Below are 19061 nucleotides of genomic sequence, written 5' to 3'. Positions count from 1 at the left end.
CAGCGACTCGAGAACGTGATTTCGGACCGCCCCTTAACGTGGGCGCCGAAGTGCCGCAGGGGTGGCGGCGGAGGGGACGTACCAGCATGCGCAGGGTTCCGCCGGAGATGTTCCGGTTCACCACGGGGGAGACGGCCGACTTGAACGGCGCCGTGCTCGAGGCTTTCGGGGTGGCCGGCGAGCACCTGGAGACTGCGCTCGGGCTCGACGGCGTACGGGAGCGGCTGCGTGCGGTGGGCTGGGTCTCGGACCTCGAGGACGAGGAACTGCACGAGACGCTGAAACGGCTGGTGAAGTGGGAACTCCTCGACGTGGTCCACAACCACGCCCAGAACTACCGCACGGCCGAGGAGTACGAGCGGCGCAACCTGCACTACTCGCTGACCCGCCGGGGCGAGGCCGCGCTCGCCGGGGTGCGACACGCCCTGGAGGTGCTGGCCTCCACGGGGGCGCTGCAGACCGCGGTGCTGGAGGCGATCGCCGACCGGCTCGACGAACTGACCCTTCTGTCAGGCGAACCTGCCGCGGCCGACCGACGGATCTTCAGCACCCTGCGGGAGCTGGAGGGTCATCTGGAGGGCCTGGTGGAGAACACCAAGGCCTTCAACGGCCAGTTGCAGAGGCTCCTTCGCGCCGAAGGAGTGGATCTGGACGTGTTCCGTGAGGTGAAGGCCGGCACCGTCGCGTATCTCCAGGAGTTCCTGGTCAATCTCGACCGGCGCGGCGAGACGGTGGCCGCCGCCGTAGCCCGCGTGGAGGAGCGGGGCATCGCGGTGCTGCGTGAGCGGGCCCTGCGCGGTGCCGAGCTGCCCCCGACCCCGGGAGAGGACCCGGCAGCCGGCTGGCTGGAGAGCCGGCGGGCGCGCTGGGCGGGGTTGAGGGCCTGGTTCCTGCCGGACGACGGGGCGCGCCCCCGGATCGAGCAGCTGCACGACATCGCCCGGCGCGCCATCGTCTCCCTCCTGCAGGTGCTGGAGCGGATCAACGAGTCCCGGCGCCGCCCCTCCAGCGCCGTACAGGACTTCCGGGAGCTCGCGCGCTGGTTCGCTGCGGCTCCCGACGAGGAGGACCTGCACCGGCTGTGGTCGGCCGCCTTCGGCCTCGGCCCGGCCCGCCATGCCCACCTCGCCCACCCGGACCCGGAGCTGATCCCCTCGTCCCACTCCTGGTCCGAGGCGCCGCCGGTACAGGTGTCGGCTCTGCTGAGGACCAGCGGACGGACCGAACGCTTCACTCGTACGGCCACGGTGCGGGACGTTGCGGCGGTCAGGGCGGAACGCGCCGAGCGGGCCCGGGCGGAGCGAGCGGAGCTGGCACGCGCCTGGCAGGCGCTGGAGACGGACGGCCCGGTACGGCTCTCCTCTTTCAGCACCCTCGACCCCGCGGCCTTCGACCGTCTCCTCGATCTGCTAGGCCGGGCGCTGGCCGCCCGGCCGGACGCGGGTGGCCGGCGACGGGCCACGACCGGCGACGGCCGGGTGGAGGTGGCGCTGTCGCCGCCCCCCGACGGGCGCACCGCCGTACTGCGTACCGTGCAGGGGACGATGGCAGGACCGGACTACGTCATCCACGTCACGGCCGTGGGCGGGGCGATCTCCTTCCCGGCAGTCCGCGCCGCCACGGGGCAGGAGGCCGCAGGATGAGCACCCTCGCCAACCAACTGGCCTCCGCCGAGCGGGAGGAGGTCGCCCGTGCCATCCGCCTCCTTCTGGCCCGCCCGCTGCTCACCGAGGCAGCCGACCCGACCGGTTTCGATCTGGTGCGCCGCCGCCGTGACCCGCTCGCTCGTTGGTTTGACTACACCTGCGGCTGGAATCTGGTCGTGGAGCCCCGCCGGGGCTACGCCCGCCTCACCAAGGTCCGCGTCAACCCCGACGGCTCCCGCCCCGCTCGCCGGGCGCGTTCCGGCCGGGCCCCGTTCGACCGCCGACGGTACGTCCTGCTGTGCGTGACCGCCGCGGAGCTGCTGTCGATGCCGATGACGACCATCGGCATGCTCGCCGACCGCGTCGTCCAGGCCATGGCGGCCGACCGCGCGCTGGCGGGGTTCGACCCGGTCCGCCGGCCGGAGCGCATGGCGTTCGTCGATGTCCTGAAGCTGCTGGAGTCGTACGACGTGCTGCGTGTGGTGGACGGCACGACCGAGACGTACGTCGACTCCGTGGAGGCGAAGGTCCTCTACCGCGTGGACAACACACTGCTCATGCGGCTGCCCGCCGCACCGGTCGGCGCCTCCCGGCTCGCCGTGCCTCCGGAGGAGGTGCCCGCGCGGTTCGAGGAACTCCTCGCCGACCTGGTCAGGGAGCGCCGCTACGGAGGCGCTTCTGCCGACGATACGCACGCCGAGACCGCCGCGACCACGGACGCCCAGCGCAACCTGCGGCTGCGCCATTCGGTGCTGCGCAGCCTCTTCGACGATCCCGTGCTCTACCGGACCGACCTCGCCGACGACGAGCTCGCTTATGTCACTTCCTTGACCGGCCGCCAGATTCTGCGCCGCTCTGTCGAACAGGCCGGTTTCCTCCTGGAGGAACGGGCGGAGGGCTTTCTACTCGTCGACCCGGACGCCATCGCCACCGACGTCCGCTTCCCCGACGACACCTCCACAGCCCGAGTCGCCGCGCTACTCCTCCTCTCACCGCTCTGCGCCACGCCCGCGGGCCTGCTGCCCGAGCAGCTGGTCGAGGCCGGAGCGGAGCTGCTGCGCCGCTTCCCGGGCTGGGCCAAGGCGTACCAGTCGGAGGAAGGCCCGGCCCGCCTTGTCGACGACGCCGTACGGATCCTGTTCGACGTCGGCCTGGCAGGCAGGGCCCGAGACCGTGTCGTCGCGCGACCGGCCGCGTACCGCTACCGCCTGACGGAGACCACCGGCCCATCTACGAAGAACGATCCGCTAGCCGTGACCGCCGTCGGCAGTGCCGGAGAAGGAGACAAGCAGTGAGCGTGACGGAACTCCCCCTCCAGCGACGGCCCGAGGAGACCATCGAGCCGTCGCCCGTTCACGAGGCGGACACCGGCCGCGGACGCTGGCAGCCCCATCGCGCGGGCATCCTCAACGTCTGGCGCTACTACGACGAGACCTTCACCTTCCACCAGGGTCGCCTGCTGCTGCGCGGTCAGAACGGCACCGGCAAGTCCAAGGCCCTGGAACTGCTGCTCCCTTTCCTCTTCGACGCCAGCCTCCGCCCCAACCGCCTCTCCACGTTCGGCGGTTCGGAGCGCACGATGCACTGGAACCTGCTCGGCCAGGGAGCGTCCGGCAAGACCCGTGTGGGGTACGTGTGGATGGAGTTCCGCCGCGTCGGAGACGACGGCACTGAGCACTGGTTCGGCTGCGGAGCCCGCCTGCACGCGAGCGTGCACACCAGTACGGCGCACGCCGACTACTTCACCACCACCGCCCGGATTGCCCATCCCGACGGGGTCCACCTCGTCAACGACACCGGACAGCCCCTGACCAAAGCGGCCCTCGCCGAAGCCCTGCGCGACCGCGGCGAGGTGCATCCGTCAGCCACCGACTACCGCACCACTGTGCGGCGCGAACTCTTCGCGGGCATGGGTGAGCAGCGGTACGAGTCCCTGCTCTCCGCCTTGCTCCAGCTCCGCCAGCCCAAGCTGTCCGAACGGCTCGACCCCTCCCTCCTGTCCACCCTGCTGTCCCGGGCACTGCCCCCGCTCGGAGAAGGAGAGATCACCGAGCTCGCCGAGGGCTTCGAGCGCCTGGACCGGCAGCGGGACCACCTCGACCGGCTCGACGCCGAGGTGACGGCCGCCGAGAACGTCGCCTCCCGGCAGCGCGCCTACGCCCGTCGGGTCCTGCGAGCCGGTGCGGCAGCGCTGATCTCTGCGACCACCGAGATGGACGACCTCACCCGGGACGCCCGCGTCAGCGCCGAGGAGTACGAGAAGGCGTGCGAGGAGCGCGCCTCCACCCTGGCCCTGCGAGAGGAGCTGGAACTACGGGCGCACGCCTTGGACGAGATCATCGAAGGGCTTCGGGAGAGCGACGCCTACCAGAAGGGGGAGGAGCTCGACCGGCTCCGCCGCGGCACCGAGGAACAGGTCGCGGCCGCCGCGAAGCTGCGTACCGCCGCCCTGTCCGCCGAGACCGAGGCGGAGGAGGACCGGAAGCACGCCGACGAGCTCGCGGGCCACGCCCGCTCGCGCGACGAGCACGCCCGCGCGACCGCGGACGAGGCACACCGCTCGGCCCGGGCCGCAGTCATGGAGTCCATTCACCACGAGGTGAAGACGATTCTGGACGCGGAAGGGGAGGCGAAGTCCCTCGGCTACGGGACGGCGAACACCCCGGTCAGGCCGGGGAGCAGGCGGTCCGATGCTCCTGGCACCGCCGCCCGTCGTCTGCTCCGGGGCGCGGTCACCGCCCGGCGGGAGCAGGTCGCCGACATCACCGACGCGATCGACGCCCACGACCGGGCGGTACGCGACCGGGGAACCGCCGAGGGCCTGCTGGACGAGGCCCGCACCCGGCTTGCGGAGGCGATCGCCCACCGCGACGCGTTCGCCACCGCCGGAAACAACGCCCTTGCCGCCCAGGCGGAACGGCTGCTCGCCTGGGCCCGGGACTGCACGGAGCTGCGCATCCCCGACCTCGATGAACTGGCCGCCAGAGCGGCCGTCGAGGCAGACGTGCGCGAGCTGGTCGAAACGGTCGCACGACCGCTGGACCAGGAGATCACCACTGAGCGGGCCGGAGTCCGCACCGCGCAACAGGGGTTGGAGCAGGAACGGGACCTGCTCGACGCGCGGAGGCGCAAGCTCAGCGGCGAGACCGATCTCCAGCCCGTCGCTCCACCCACCCGCACCACCGTCCGCACGGGTGCGGCGGGCGCGCCGCTGTGGCGGCTGATCGCCTTCCACGAGGACGTCCCGCTCCCCGTACAGGCCGCGGTGGAAGCGGCACTGGAGGCGTCAGGCCTCCTGGACGCATGGGTGAGCGCATCCGAAGGGCTCACCCTTCCCGGGCACGACACCCGTGTCGAGGTCGGCCTCGCCACGACCGCCCCCGGCTCCAGCCTGCTGGACGTGCTGAGGCCCGAGGAGGACATGCCCGTACCGGCCGGCACGGTGACCCGCATCCTCGCCGGAATCGCGTACGGCACCACCCTGCCCAGCGGGCACCCTGCGGCAGTCTCCTCCGACGGCGCCTGGCGCCTCGCGCCGGCCACGGGTTCCTGGAGCAAGCCGGAGCCCGCCCATATCGGAGCCCTCGCCCGGCAGCGGGCCAAGCAGCGTGAGATCGCCGAACTGACCGAGCTGATCGCCGACAAGGACGCCTCCCTGGCCACCCTCGCCGACCGGCTGCGGGAACTCGGTGCCCGCGCCGCCCGGCTGGCGGACGACCGCGCCGCCCGGCCCGACCACCGGGAAGTCGACGCCTGCCGACGAGACTGGGACCGGGCCGAGGAGAAGGTGGCCGCCCGGGACGACGCCGTGCGCGACGCGACCGAGCATCTGGCCGCACGCGAGGGTGACGTGGCCGGCGCGCTGCGCACGCTGAGCCGCAGGGCCGCCGAACACGGACTGCCCACGGACCGCGACCGGCTGCGCGAACTCGGCCGCGACGTGGAGAGGTTCCGCGACCTCGCCGAAGCCTGGACGGACGCCCACATCGACGCGATCGCGGCCGCTGAAAGGGCTAGGGAAACGGCCGCACGGGCGGACCGGTCACGCCTTCTCGCCGAGAAGCAGGCCGCAGACGCGGCCGCTGCGGAAGCGAAGGCGGCTGGTATGACGGCACGTCTGAAGGCGGTGGAGGAGACGGTCGGCGCGGACTACCGGCAGATCGTCGCGCGCGTTGCGGAGACCCGTGCCGAACGGGTCCGCTGCGGCAAGGAAGCCCGCCAGGCAGCCGAGCTCCTCCTGGGCCTGGAAGGCCGCATCGGAGAGCTGCGGGCCACCAGCGGCCAGGACGCCGACCGGCAGGAGAAGGCAGCCGAGGCCCGCGACGGCGCGGCGCAGCGGTTCCGGCACCTGTGCCTGGTGGGTCTGGCCGAGGACGCGGGCGTCGTACCCGAACTCGACGCCGTGGACGGCACCAAGGCCACTCTGGAGGCCGCGCGCGCCATGGCGGCACGGTGGCCCCAGGTCCCGCACGCCCCGCGCCACCTCGGCGACGCCGCCACCCGCCTCTCCGAAGCCGTCCACGAGGCCCGCCGCCACCTCGGCGTCCGCGCCGACCTGGAGCTCGAGCCCGACGACGACATCCAGCTCTTCACCGCCACCCTGGAGGGCGTCCGCGTCGGGGCGACCGGTCTGCTCGCCGCGCTCACGCAGGAGCGCGACCGCAGCCGCGACGACATCAGCACCGCCGAACGGCGCCTCTTCGACCAGATCCTCACCGGTGACATCCGCCGCCACCTCGCCGCCCGCATCCGTCGGGCCGGCCAACTCGTCGCGCACATGAACGGGCACCTGGAGCGGGTCCGTACCGCTTCCAACGTCGCCGTCCAGCTCGTCTGGGACGTCCGCCCGGACCTCCCCGACAGCACCCGCACCGCCCGCCAGCTGCTCCTGAAGGACCCCGGTCGGGTCACCGAGTCCGACCGGGAGGCCCTGCACGCCTTCTTCCGTGCCCGCATCGAGGAGGCCAAGGGCAGCGACACGGCCGCGAGCTGGGAGGAGCACCTCGGCGAGGTGCTCGACTACACCGCCTGGCACACCTTCACCGTCCGCCTCGACCGGGCGGACGGGAGCGGCTTGCAGCCCCTGACCAAGCGGCTGCACGGCGCGCTCTCCGGCGGGGAGAAAGCCATCGCACTGCACCTGCCCCCGTTCGCCGCCGTCGCCGCCCACTACGAGGACGTGCCCCTGGCCCCCCGCCCGATCCTCCTCGACGAGGTCTTCGTAGGCGTCGACACCGTCAACCGCGGACAGGTCTTCGCCCTGCTCACCGCACTCGACCTGGACCTCATGATCACCTCCGACCACGAGTGGGGAAACTACAGGGAACTGCCCGGCATCGCCGTCCACCAACTCCTGACCGACGGAGACGACGCCGTCACCAGCGCGCGCTTCGTCTGGAACGGCACCGGAATGGACGAAGGATGACCTTGCGAGACCACCCCGTGTCCGGCGGGACGACCTCTCGGGAGCATCTCGCCCCGGGCGACGCGACCCTTCGCCGCCCCGAACTCCATCCCGTCTGGCAGACGGTCCACGACCGTCTCTCCTCCGGCCGCCCCGTCACACGCGTACGCCTCGGACTGCTGGACGAGACCCAGCGCGAAGCCCTCGCAGACCTCCTCGGCCTGGACCGCCTGCCGGACGCCCGGCCCTCCGTCGCCCTGGCCCGCCTGGAGGAGGCCGTCACCGAGCTCTCCGGCCGCACCGTACGAGAAGTCGTCGCCGAACTCATCGGCCCACTCGGCGACAGAGCCGGTGAACGCCGCCGCCAGGAGGACGAACGCGCCGGTCTGTGGGCCTGGCTGGCTGGTCACGACACGGTACGGGCGCAGCCGGTGCTCGCCGACTGGGCTGCGTCCTGTCGAGCCGCGGGACTGGTCGGCGGATCGGCGGAACGTACCCGTACGCTCCTCACCGACACGCTCAAGGTGCTCGCCGAACTACCGGGCCAGGCCGAACCCCTGCCCGTCTTCGCCGCCCGAGTCCTGAACGGCCACGCCCACGCTCTCGACGACGGCGCACCCGTCTCCACCCTCGTCCTGCGTGCCCTGGCGACTCTGTACGACATTGCTCCACCGCAGTCCGCAGCGGAACGGCGCGCCCTGTGGTCCCGCGCTGGCGTCGCCGACGACGAGCTGTCCGCCACCGTCATCGCCGGCGGACTGCGCCCAGGCGGCGACGGCCTTCTCGCCCGTGTGGCCCGCCTGTGCACCGAGGCCGGCCAGGCCGCCAGCCTGACCCTCGCCCACGTCAGGAGCCCGGGCGAGCTCACCCTGCCCGCCACCCCTGCCCCGCTCGTCGTCCACGTAGTGGAGAACCCCAGTATCCTGGCCCTCGCCCTCCGCCGCTTCGGCTCCAACTGCCCACCGCTCGTCTGCACGTCCGGCTGGCCCAACAGCGCAGCCATCCAGCTCCTGCGCCTACTCGCGGACCAAGGCGCTGCTCTCCGTTACCACGGTGACTTCGATGGCGAAGGCATCCGCATTGCCGCATACGTCATGGAGAAAACAGGGGCGCACCCCTGGCGCATGACGGCGGCAGACTACAGATCCGCGATCGTCCGCAACGCGCACGGTCCTCGACCGGGGCGCATCACCGGAGCACCGTGGGATCCCGAGTTGGCCGAAGCCATGGCGGAGCACGACATCGCCGTGGTCGAGGAGCTGGTAGCGGATGCGCTGTTGGAAGATCTCGCTGCTGCGGCTCGCCAGGAGTACCCCGCTGGCTGTCCGTGACGCTCCAAGCGACCGAAGGGGCGCTCAGAGGAGCCGTATACCGGTGCTGACCTGCGACTATGTCGACTGCCATTCGCGTGACATCTTCCCGATGACGCACCATGTGGAGTGTGTGGCGATCCTGGAGCCTGCGGCAAAGAGTGTCTGACCTGCGGTTTTCGTCTGATGGTGAAGTGTCTTCACCTGATTCCAGGTAGCCATCGAGTGGAAGTGCGTGCTGATGGGTGTTTCTCCGCGACGGGGCCGGTGACCTGCTGATCTGTCGATCTGGTGCCGTGGGGCAGCGCAGGATGGCGCATATGTCGGCTGGTATCTGTCGCGTCGTCTCGACGCTCATTTGACGCTGAACCTGATGGTCGGGCAGGCAGCTGCTGTGCCGGGCCGTGGCCGTCGCGCCCGTCGCGACGGGCCCCGCCGCAGTGGACGCGACCGGCGGCGCCGTCGCGGCGGGGCCCGGGCCGGCCAGTGACGCCGGGGGTCCTTGGACACCCGGGGGTCGGCCAGGAGCCGCTTGATCACGTCGTGCCGGGTCACCGACCAGGCGGGTACTCCACCGGGAAGTTCCACGAGCGCGGCGGGGCCCCTGGGGCGGAGTCGACTTCACACGGGGCGGGCTTGGCCCACCGTGGTCATGCGCCGCAGACCGGCGTACTCCAGCGCCGCGTAGACGGTCACGATCAACCCGCCGATCAGCATGAAGACGGTGCCGAAGCCGGTGAGCGGCACCATGCCGCCGAAGGCCAGCACGATACTGGCGACGGCGGACAGCGCGTTCACCGCGATCACCGCCCACACGAGTCCGGGCGGGATCACCGGATACCCCGAGACGAGGGCGAGTGCCGCCGCCCCGCCGAGCTGATAGATCCCGAACCCGACGGAGAACGGCACCGGCATTCCGGTGGCGGAACCGAGCGGCCCGGCGGCCGCGATCAGCACGACCCCCATCACGGCGGTACTGACACTGTCGACGCGCAGCACCAGGCGCAGCAGTCGGGCCGTGTCGCGCGAGGGTGTCGCCGTGTCGGTCGTGGCCAGGGTGTGCGTCATCTCAGGACTCCTTCTCGCCGCCGGGGGGGTGATCCCACCGTGACACGCACCAGGTCGCGGACTCCATGACCTCTGAGGTCATGGCACTGCTCACGACGGCGGATACGGTGGAAGCATGGAGACGGAAGACCTGCCCCGCGTCGGGGTGTTACTGCGGGACTGGCGGCAGCGCAAGAAGCTCAGCCAGCTGGATCTCGCCCTGAAGGCGGAGACCTCGACCCGGCATCTGTCCTGTGTGGAGACCGGCCGCGCCCGGCCCAGCCGGGAGATGGTGCTCCGGCTCGCCGAACACCTCGACGTGCCCCTGCGCGACCGCAACGGCCTGCTGCTGGCCGCCGGCTACGCCCCCGCCTACCGGGAGAGCCCTCTAGGCAGCGACCGGATGGCCATGGTGCGTACGGCGCTGAAGACCATGCTGGCAGGCCACGACCCCTACCCGGCCGCTGCGATCGACCGGATCTGGGACGTCGTCGACTGCAATCGGGCCGTGTCCGTGCTGCTCAACATGGTTCCGCCGCACCTGACGGACTCGGGCGCGAACGTCATGCGGCTGATCCTGCACCCCGACGGCCTGGCATCCCGGTGCCTGAACTTCGCCGAGGTCCGCGCCCACGCCCTCGGCCGCCTCCTGCACCAGGTCAACGCCACCGGCCACCGCGATCTGCGCGAGCTGTACGACGAGGTCTCCGCCTATCCGGCCCCGCCGGGCCTCGACCTCGCGCCCGGCCCGGTGGACCCGATGGGCTTCGTGGTCCCGCTGAGGGTCCGCACGCCGTACGGGGACATGTCCTTCTTCAGCGTGATCGCGACCTTCGGCGCCCCCGCAGACGTGACACTCTCCGAGCTCGCGGTGGAGACGTTCTTCCCGATGGACGAGGCGACGGAAGCGCTTCTGCGTGACCTGGCCACGGCGGGCGGCACGAATCCGGACGCCTAGGATCTCCTGCCAACCCCGCCGCTCCACGAGGTTGGCACAGTGCCCTGCCTGCTACCGGAAATACCGCGGCGTGGGATTGGGGACGCCTCACGGTACGCCGTGGACGCACTGGGGCTTGGAACCTGCGGCAGGGACACAGGGTTGAATCAAGACGGTCATGCGACGCCGGCGTGATCATGACCAAGGCGGTGGGGCTGTGTTCGGGCTTGGGTCCCAATGGCCATGCTCGTACGGGAAAAGCTCGGCCAGCAGGTCCACTACCCCGCGGAGTCACCGAGGGACATGGCGCCGCCGGGTCGATGGACGCTGTTCCCTGGCCCGCGCCGCGCGGGTGGTGAAAGACCGCAAGTCGTATTCAACGGCCTTGCATCTTGCCTCGTCCTGGCCGTGAGCGCCAAGGCGGGACTCGATGCATGACTGACGTGAGCATCACCGCAGCCCAAGCGACGGGCACCGACTTCGGGGCGTGGCCCGGGAGCCCGCGGCCTCCGGCGCGCCCGGCGGTTCGGTGCCGTGGCTCGTGGATGCGCGGAGCCGGCGGGAGGGCGCTGCTGCCCTGGTCCTCATGTCCCGGACCGGAGGAGTGTCGGCTTCCCGCGGCCTTCCGCCATACCAGGGACGAGCGCTGCTACGTCACGGCGCACGTGGCGCTGCGGTGCTGGTCGGCAAGCACCTGAAAAGTCCCTGCCGAAGTGGTCCGGTGAGTCCGGGAGCGCAGTCCCACCTGCGGGACCGCGGCGTCGAGGGCGTTTCCAGCGAGTACGGGAACGCGGTCCCAGCTCCGGACGGTGACCGCCGCGCGGTCCCCGTACGCAGGTGTGTGACGCTCGTTTGACGCACAGGCGCTCGCAGCGCTCCCTCGAGCTGCCCGAATACCCTCGCTGACCTGGTGATTCGTTCCCCGCCCGTCATTGACACATCTTTCCGATGATCCACCACGTAGAGTGCGTGGCGATTCTGGAGCCGGCCGCGAAGAGCTCCTGACCTGCGGTTTTGTTGTTCGGGCGGGTGACTCGACCTGTTTCCCTCCGTGCAGCGGTTCGAGCGGGCGGATCGATCTTTGAGCGCTCTCTGACCTGCGAAATTCGCTTGCAACGGCGACGCCTCAAGTGGCTCTTGCGGGATTCTTGACGCTCGGATGACGCTCGAAATGGAAGTCTTAGGGCCTCCGCGGTAGCGATGCGCACGGCCGCCTGGTTCCACGCTCCGCGGAGCCGAGTGTGGCCCGACCGCGCACTTGATACCGGCCTGGTATCATCTCTGTATGGCGATGACACTTCGACTCCCCGACGACCTTGACGCGAAGCTCACCGAGCGGGCTCGTCGGGAGGGCCGCAGCAAGCAGGAACTTGCCATTGAGGCCATCCGTGACGCCCAGGACCGGGCCGAGCTGAAGGTCGATGACGTCCTGGCCGAGCTCATGGACAGCGATGCGGAGATCCTGGACTACCTGAAGTGACCGACCTGCGCTACATCCAGCTCGACGAAATCCTGGCCATCGCCCGTACGGTCAACGGTACGGAGCACAGTGTGCGTGACATGGGTCTTCTGGTGTCGGCGATCGAGCGACCCCGGACGAATGTGTTCGGAGCCGAGCTGTATCCCACGCTGCACGAGAAGGCTGCGGCGCTGCTGCACTCTGTCGCCCGCAACCATGCGCTGATCGACGGCAACAAGCGCACCGCCTGGCTCGCCATGCGTGTCTTCCTGCGGTTCAACGGCGTCAGCGCGAGTACCGTCCCGCCGCCCGTTTCCGTGGCCGGCCCGTTCGTCGAGGAAGTCGCGCAGGACAACGTCGATGTACCGGCGATCGCCAAGCGCCTCGCGACCTGGTTCCCCGTTTCCTGACGTTCGACGAGGCAAGGGCGCCTCATGTGGAGTGCGTGGCGGTTCTGGAGCTCGCACTCACTGCTTGTTCGAACTCGCCTGACCTGCGGTTGCAGGGTGTGGCGGGGTTCGTACGAATGATGTCGGCGACGTGCATTCGTCATTGTTGACGCTCGAATGACGTTCGCTTCGTGAGACTGAAGCAGGGCCGCGTTGCTCGGCCGGCGATGGGTGAGTGGGGCCGGCAGGTTGCCCTCGTTCGCGACGCGTCGGCGTGACTGTCGCCCACGAGGGACAGCCGACAGCCGACTTACGCAAAGGGCGCAAGCCGGTGATCGGTCATGACGTCGTCCGGCCCCATCGGTGACGACGGACCGCATGCCGGAGGAGTCTCATAGCCGCTCCCGGGCCGTCCGGTCGCGGACGCCCAGGACGTCACCCGCACGGACTCGGTGCGACTCGGTGCGCGGCACGTCCCGGGTGCTCCGATCCGCTTCAGCCGCCGATGGGCGGTACCCCCGAGGGAGCCGGGACCAGTCGGAACCCGCCGTCCTCGCGTAGCACGTGTCCGGCGGTCGGCGGCGGGAAGTGGCTACCAAGCAGGAGAGTCGACGTACCGGCCAGTGAGCCGAGCACCTGGTTCCGGGTCCTGGCCGCGAGTTCGGGAGCGACGTCGACACAGCTGCAGAGCTCCGGATGCGCCATCTGGACCGGGTGGTGGATGCTGTCACCGGTGACCAATGCGGTCTCGCCACGGCTGCTCAGTTCCACCGCTACCTGCCCCGGTGTGTGGCCGGGGGTGGGCAGCAGACGGATGCCCGGCGCGACGTCCGTGCCCTCGTCCGCGACATCGATGAGGTCGAACAGACCTGCTTCCCGGACGGGATGGACCGAGTCCCGGAACATCTGCCGACGCGCCTCCTCCATGTCGACACCGGCCCAGTAGTCCCACTCGGTGCGTGAGGTGAGATAGCGCGCGTTCGGGAAGGTGGGCACCCAGGCGTCGCCCTCGGCACGCGTGTTCCAGCCCACGTGATCGGCGTGGAGGTGGGTCAGGACCACGAGGTCAACGCTCTCCGGCGCGAAGCCCGCCGTCCGTAGCCGTGCTTCGTAGTCGCTGTTCAGGTTGTGCCAGGCGGGGTTGGCGCGCCGCTTCCCGTTTCCGATGCCGGTGTCCACCAGCACCCGCATGCCGTCCACCTCGACGGCGAAGCTGTGACTCGCCAGGCGTAGGACGCCTTGTTCGTCGGCGAACTCGGGGCTCAGCCAGGGAGTCCGGCTCACGAGGTCGGTGGTTGCCCCGGGCAGCAGCCACGGACCGGTCCGGGCGGGCAGGACCACTTCGTCGATGCGTCGTACGGTGTGGTTGCCCACCGTCCAGGAAGAGACGGGGGGAGTGATGGACTCGGTCGTTTGTGATGAGGTGAACACGGCGACTTGCCTTACCTGTTATGGGTCGCGAGGACGGAGATGTCTGGAGCGAGTGTGTCGGGTGAGGTGGATGAGTAGTTGTTCGTTGCCGGGCGGGAGCCGGAGCCGGAGCGGGAGCGGGAGCGGGTGTCCGGGGACGGTGCCCGGCGCCGACTGCGCAGCGACGCGGTCAGCGTCGCGACTGCGACGGTCGCCAGTACGGCCACGCAGCCGGCATAGGCCAGTGCTGCCGCACGCAGCCCGAAGCCGGCGGTGAGGGCGCCGGCGCCGATGGCGGGCAGACTCATCGCCAGGTAGCTGAGTGCGTAATAGGAGGCGAGCGTGCCGCCCTTCTCCCGGGCCGGGACCGAGTCGACGACCGCGCGCAGCGCACCCTGGGATACGGCTCCGAAGCCGAACCCGGCCAGCGCCGCCCCGGCGAAGAGAAGTACGGGGCCGGCGAGATGGAGGGCACCCAGGGGCAGGACGGCCGCCGGAATCACCGCGCAGCTCCCGAGAAGAGCGGAGACGTCGGCACGCATCCTGCGCGTGAAGTACTCCGTCGGGGCGGCGACGGCCGTCAGCGTGAAGAAGACCATGCCGCCGGCGTATTCGGGTCCGCCGGGGGAGACGAGCTGTGTGAAGCCCGGTCCCAGGGACGAGTAGAAGCCGCCGAGTGCCCAGACGGCGACGACACCGGCGCCGTTGAGCAGGAGAGCGTGGGCGGCCGCCGACGGCAGCGCCAGGTCGGGCCGCGTCGAGCGCAGTGCTCCGGGACGGCGGCGGACGGTCTCGGGCGTCGAGGCAAGGGCGATGGCCTGCGCGGCGAACACGGCGATCAGGGCCGCGTACACCGTGATCGTCGGAACGGGGGCGAAGCGCACCATGAGGGTGGCTGCCAGGACGCCGGCCGCCATGCCCGTCATTGGCGCGATGCTGTTGGCCAGAGCGGGGCGACCCGGCCGGGCGGGGTCCTCCAGGTCGAGGAGAGCCGCACCTGCTGCGCTGGTCGCCGCGCCAGTCGCGATGCCCTGCAGCACGCGGGCGCCGATCAGGGTGGTCAGGCCGCCGGCCGTCGCGAACAGTGCCATGGAGGCGACCTGGACCGCGAGCGCGCCCAGGAGCACGGGGCGGCGTCCGACATGGTCGGAAAGGGCTCCGGTCGTCAGCAGTGCCATCAGGAGCGCCAAGGCGTAGGCGCTGAAGACCACGGTGATGTCGAGGGACGACAACTGCCATTGAGCCTGGTAGTGGGGGTACAGCGGGGTCGGCGCGCTGGATGCGGCGAGCAGCGCGATCAGGATCGAGGCGTGCAAGGCGAACGGCGGGCGTCCGGATGGGGAGGTGCGGGGAGGCGCGAGGCCCGCAGGGACGCTCTGCATGAGAGTCCTTCCAGTGCTAAAAGCGATTCGTTTGCGTTAAGCCACCGTAGGTCCTACGATCGACTAAAGCAAACGATTCGCTTTTACGGTGGTCGGAGGTCCTGTACCAGCCCCGGCCCGTCGCGCCGTACAGATCCGGAAGGAAGCCATGACCAGCGAACTCACCCCCCAAGAGGCAGCCCGAGGGGCGCTGCGGGCGGGGCTCCCCCTCGGGGACGGCCGACACGAAGGAGTGGCCATGACGGCCAACTACATCCACTCCGTGATCAGCGCGTTGCGCGAGCTCGATTTCGGCGAGACCCCTCCCGCGTCCTCCTACCGAGCCGGACAGGGGAACGCCGATGCAACCGTTTGAGCTGTCGCTGACCGAAGCCTCCCGTGCGGTGCGCGCGCGGGAGCTGTCCCCCGTCGAACTCACCGAATCGGTGCTCGCCCGTATTGCCGCCGTCGAAGGACGGCTGGGCGCCTACGTCACCGTCGCCGCCGACGCGGCCCTGGCCGCAGCGGTCCGCGCCGAACGGGAGATCTCCGGAAGCGGACCGCGCGGGCCGCTGCACGGGATCCCCATGGCGCTCAAGGATCTGATCGACGCGGAGGGGATACCCACCACGGCGAGCTCGCACGTCCGGGCAGGGCACGTGGCGGAACGCGACAGCCGGGTGGCCGAACGGCTCGGCGCCGCCGGGGCCGTGCTCCTGGGCAAGACGCACACGCACGAGTTCGCCTACGGCCTGACCACTCCGCAGACGAACAACGCCTGGGACCGCAGCCGGGTTGCGGGCGGGTCGAGCGGCGGCTCGGCGGTAGCTGTCGCCGCCGGCGGGGCGACGTTCGCCATGGGCACGGACACGGGCGGTTCCATCCGGGTCCCCGCTGCCCTGAACGGCGTGGTGGGCCTCAAGCCGACCTACGGCCTGGTCCCACGCACAGGCGTGACCTCGCTGTCCTGGTCCCTGGACCACGTGGGCCCTCTCACCCGCACCGTCCGGGACGTCGCGCTGGTGCTTTCGGCGACCGCCGGCCACGACCCGCGCGACCCGGCGAGCGTGTCCGGCCCGATGCTGGACCGCTTCCCGGGAGGCGACCTGCGGGGACTGAAGGTCGGCGTACCGCGGAACCACTACTTCGACCGGGTCGCGCCCGAGGTCGAGGAGTCCGTACGCGGCGCGATCGAGCGGCTGGCGGAGCTGGGGGCGGAGCTCGTCGACGTCGAGATCCCGATGGCGCGTTACGTCCAGGCCGTTCAGTGGGGGCTGATGGTTCCCGAGGCCACCGCCTACCACGAGCGGTCGCTGCGGGCCACCCCCGACCTGTACGCGGCGGACGTTCGCCTCCTGCTGGAGGCCGGCGAACTCACCTCTGCGGGCGACTACCTCCGCGCCCAGCGGGCCCGCACCATGATGCGAGACGCCTGGGCCCGCATGTTCGACGGAATCGACGTCCTCGCCGCGCCGACGGTGCCGATGACCGCCGCCGAGGCGGGGCAGGAAGCCGTCGAGTGGGCCGATGGCACGACCGAGGCCGTGTCGGACAGCTACGTCCGCCTCTGTGCCCCAGCCAACATCACCGGCGTCCCGGCCCTCACCCTGCCGGTCGGTCACGACCGCGCCGGACTGCCGATCGGTATGCAGCTGATGGCGCGCCCCTTCCACGACGCGACGGTGCTCCGTGTGGGCCGGGTCTACGAGGAGTCGGTGGCCGGCGCGGGGCGGCTTGCTCCCCTCGCTGCCTGAGGGAAGGCGGTCGTTCCACCCGGCATGCGGTCGCGTCGCTGCAGGGGCGTCCGCCGTGCTCTGGCCGCCCGGACACGTAGCCCCGCGGGTCGCCGACGCCGGCCACCGCCTAGAAGCAACAAAATCGCATTAAGGTGGAACGCATGAGTCCCAAGCCCATGGTCCGCCCCGGCGGGCGCAGCGCACGCGTACAGGAGTCCGTCCATGCGGCGGTACGTGAACTCGTAGGAGAGGTGGGCCGCGACGCGCTGACGGTCCCGATGGTGGCCACTCGGGCGGGCGTCACCCCCTCCACGATCTACCGTCGTTGGGGCGACCTGCAGGAACTCCTGTCAGACGTGGCCGTCGAACGACTGCGCCCGGAAACGGATCCGGCCGATCTCGGAAGCCTGCGGGCCGATCTCGACGCGTGGGCGGAACAGTTCGTCGACGAGATGGCCTCGCCGCCCGGGCGCGCCTACATCCGGGACGCCCTGCTCGGCGACCCCGACGGAACCAATGCCGGTCAGTGTTCGGCGTATGCCGCAGAGCAGATCGACGTCGTGTTGGCCCGTGCGGTGCAGCGGGGGGAGCCGGTGCCCGAGACGGAATTGCTGATCGACCGTGTCGTGGCGCCGATCATGTACCGCATCCTCTTCCGCCCTGGCCGACTGGACGCCGCATACGCGCGCGAGCTCGTGACGAACGCCGTGCACGCCCAGCAGACCGAGGCCGGTGCTCGCCCCACCCAGGCCGCCGCCCCTCGGCGCTCGAGGAAGAAACCCGACAACTGACCACTTCGCTCATCGGGCGGTCTGGCCACCGGACCGTGGAGGCCAAGCGGCTGGCTGTACCGGCAGGGGTCGTGAATTCCCCAGCACTGACCGCCCAGGACGTGGTTCTTGGGCGTGACGCCCGTTTGACGCTCCGTGCGCACGAAGGGCCCTTCGGTGGAGCGGAAAACGGCTCCTGAGCTGGTGTTATGCGAGATCCATCCTGCTAGGACATCTTTCCGATGACCCATCATGTCGAGTGCGTCGCGATCCTGGCGCCGGTGAAGTAGGACGCCTGAGTTGTGTTTTGTGGTCGCGCTTCATGCGCGGTGTGGGTGTCACGGGTGACGTCTCGACGCTGAGATGACTCTGGTCGGTCAGCGTGACCCTCGCAGCGGTGCATCGTCACGAACTGATCAAGGCCCCATGCAAGCTGTACACCATCCGGCAGGCTGGCCCGATGCGCATCAAAACCACCCCGCTCATCGCGGGTGCTGCCCTCATGCTCACGCTCACCGCCTGCGAAGGGGGCAGCCAGGTCGGCTCGGACAAGCCGACCGCCCGGCCCACCGAGCCGACCGCAGCCGCCACCACCAAGGCCCCCGAGCCTGACGCCGAAGTGGGCGCTCTGCCGGACATGACCGGCAAGGGCCTCCAGTCCGCGCAGGATCAGGCGCAGGCCGCCGGTTTCTACAATCTGCACTCCCACGACGCCCTCGGGCGTGGCCGCGTGCAGACCCTCGACCGGAACTGGAAGGTGTGCGGGCAGAGTCCGGCTCCGGGTGAGCATCCCGCCGACGTCAAGATCGACTTCGCGTCGGTCAAGCTCGCGGAGGACTGCCCCGACAAGGACCAGGGCGCGAGCCGGCCGGAGACCGTGACTACCATGCCCGACTTCACCGGGAAGTCCGTCAAGGTCGCCCGCCAGGCCCTCGACGCATCCACGAGTCTCACGGTGACCGATGCGTCTCCCGCGGGCCGGATGGTCCTCATGGAGTCCAACTGGCAGGTGTGCACCCAGGTACCGACTGCCGGCACCAGGCTCGACGGCCGGCCTGTCACGTTGACAGCAGTGAAGTTCGGCGAGACCTGCTGAACGCCACCCCCGTGCTCGCTGCACATCCCCGCTGCCGAGCGAGTAGCCGCGACGGCGGTGCGAGATCGCCATCCGTCGTTTACCGGAGGTACGGCTCGGGACTTGGTTCGGGACCCCTGCGTGACCAGGGGCTCTGAGGGAAACGTGGTCCCTCCGGGGTGTGGTCCGCCGGTCACGGACCGCGCGTTGGATGCCTCCCCGGATGATCACCTCCAGATCGCCATTGCGCGGACCAAGCGGTGGAGTCGACGGCGAGCGAGAGAGCCGGCTGGGGCGCCTGCGCCGCCTCGGCTGCCCCCAGGACGGCTGGGTGAGTCACCGGGTAGTCTCAAGCACGTCGTCTACGCGGCCCGACGGGCTTCCGCTCCGCCTCGGTGGAGTTTCGAAGGACATGCCCCCACCCGCACGAGTCTCTTCGTGCTGCCCGGGGGAAGTCCTTCGCCGGCTCGCTTGGCGCGCCGGGCGGCAGGGGGCGTGGTCGGGGTGGGGTGTGGCG

Annotated in this window: 14 protein-coding genes and 1 pseudogene; 11 read left to right on the top strand and 4 right to left on the bottom strand. The window is 70.5% G+C overall.

Annotation, left to right across the window (positions count from 1 at the left end; genetic code table 11):
- Window positions 1-86 precede the first annotated feature (86 nt).
- From ACF053_RS20910 to ACF053_RS20895, 4 genes are read left to right on the top strand one after another with little or no spacing between them, the layout of a single operon-like run.
- A complete protein-coding gene (locus ACF053_RS20910; protein WP_391955277.1) occupies window positions 87-1643 on the top strand; it encodes a TIGR02677 family protein in 1557 nt (518 codons plus the stop codon).
- Window positions 1640-2941, top strand: coding sequence for a TIGR02678 family protein (locus ACF053_RS20905; protein WP_391955276.1), 1302 nt, complete (start codon window positions 1640-1642; stop codon window positions 2939-2941). Before ACF053_RS20910 ends, ACF053_RS20905 begins: the two co-directional genes overlap by 4 nt.
- Complete coding sequence (locus ACF053_RS20900) at window positions 2938-7071, top strand: TIGR02680 family protein (RefSeq protein ID WP_391955275.1); 4134 nt, start codon at window positions 2938-2940, stop codon at window positions 7069-7071. Before ACF053_RS20905 ends, ACF053_RS20900 begins: the two co-directional genes overlap by 4 nt.
- Window positions 7068-8381, top strand: coding sequence for a TIGR02679 family protein (locus ACF053_RS20895; RefSeq protein WP_391955274.1), 1314 nt, complete (start codon window positions 7068-7070; stop codon window positions 8379-8381). Before ACF053_RS20900 ends, ACF053_RS20895 begins: the two co-directional genes overlap by 4 nt.
- 456 nt (window positions 8382-8837) lie before the next feature.
- On the opposite strand, the pseudogene ACF053_RS20890 reads toward ACF053_RS20895, so the two are convergent.
- Window positions 8838-8981: pseudogene (locus tag ACF053_RS20890) on the bottom strand (cytochrome P450); the annotation flags it as partial.
- Window positions 8982-9428, bottom strand: coding sequence for a hypothetical protein (locus ACF053_RS20885; RefSeq protein WP_391955273.1), 447 nt, complete (start codon window positions 9426-9428; stop codon window positions 8982-8984). It lies immediately after the preceding pseudogene.
- A 115-nt stretch (window positions 9429-9543) separates the two neighbouring features.
- On the opposite strand from ACF053_RS20885, the gene ACF053_RS20880 reads away from it, so the two are divergent.
- The 3 genes from ACF053_RS20880 (at window position 9544) to ACF053_RS20870 (ending at window position 12213) form a co-directional block, all read left to right on the top strand.
- Entirely contained in the window at window positions 9544-10365 is an 822-nt protein-coding gene (locus tag ACF053_RS20880) for a helix-turn-helix domain-containing protein (protein ID WP_391955272.1), read from the top strand.
- A 1264-nt stretch (window positions 10366-11629) separates the two neighbouring features.
- On the top strand, window positions 11630-11824 hold the full coding sequence (locus ACF053_RS20875) for a ribbon-helix-helix protein, CopG family (RefSeq protein WP_007445201.1): 195 nt from the start codon (window positions 11630-11632) through the stop codon (window positions 11822-11824).
- Window positions 11821-12213 (top strand): type II toxin-antitoxin system death-on-curing family toxin, encoded by a 393-nt coding sequence (locus tag ACF053_RS20870; protein WP_391955271.1) that lies wholly within the window; start codon window positions 11821-11823, stop codon window positions 12211-12213. Before ACF053_RS20875 ends, ACF053_RS20870 begins: the two co-directional genes overlap by 4 nt.
- A gap of 474 nt (window positions 12214-12687) precedes the next feature.
- Here the strand turns inward: ACF053_RS20870 and ACF053_RS20865 are convergent, their stop codons facing one another.
- Together ACF053_RS20865 and ACF053_RS20860 are read right to left on the bottom strand one after the other, a co-directional pair.
- On the bottom strand, window positions 12688-13566 hold the full coding sequence (locus ACF053_RS20865; RefSeq protein ID WP_391955270.1) for an MBL fold metallo-hydrolase: 879 nt from the start codon (window positions 13564-13566) through the stop codon (window positions 12688-12690).
- 68 nt (window positions 13567-13634) lie between these two features.
- Window positions 13635-14984: an MFS transporter gene (locus ACF053_RS20860; RefSeq protein WP_391955269.1), complete on the bottom strand. Its 1350-nt coding sequence runs from the start codon at window positions 14982-14984 to the stop codon at window positions 13635-13637.
- Between the two features lie 148 nt (window positions 14985-15132).
- Between ACF053_RS20860 and ACF053_RS20855 the strand changes: the two genes are divergently transcribed.
- The 4 genes from ACF053_RS20855 (at window position 15133) to ACF053_RS20840 (ending at window position 18565) form a co-directional block, all read left to right on the top strand.
- Window positions 15133-15339 (top strand): hypothetical protein, encoded by a 207-nt coding sequence (locus ACF053_RS20855; protein ID WP_391955268.1) that lies wholly within the window; start codon window positions 15133-15135, stop codon window positions 15337-15339.
- Window positions 15326-16717: an amidase gene (locus tag ACF053_RS20850; protein WP_391955267.1), complete on the top strand. Its 1392-nt coding sequence runs from the start codon at window positions 15326-15328 to the stop codon at window positions 16715-16717. Before ACF053_RS20855 ends, ACF053_RS20850 begins: the two co-directional genes overlap by 14 nt.
- A gap of 143 nt (window positions 16718-16860) precedes the next feature.
- Complete coding sequence (locus tag ACF053_RS20845) at window positions 16861-17490, top strand: TetR/AcrR family transcriptional regulator (RefSeq protein ID WP_391955266.1); 630 nt, start codon at window positions 16861-16863, stop codon at window positions 17488-17490.
- A 361-nt stretch (window positions 17491-17851) separates the two neighbouring features.
- Window positions 17852-18565, top strand: coding sequence for a PASTA domain-containing protein (locus ACF053_RS20840; protein WP_391955265.1), 714 nt, complete (start codon window positions 17852-17854; stop codon window positions 18563-18565).
- Window positions 18566-19061 lie beyond the last annotated feature (496 nt).

This window comes from Streptomyces kanasensis, assembly GCF_043077165.1.
GTDB lineage: Bacteria > Actinomycetota > Actinomycetes > Streptomycetales > Streptomycetaceae > Streptomyces > Streptomyces changanensis.
The sequence above is the reverse complement of the archived record's forward strand: the minus strand, read 5'-3'. Positions and strand labels throughout refer to the sequence as shown.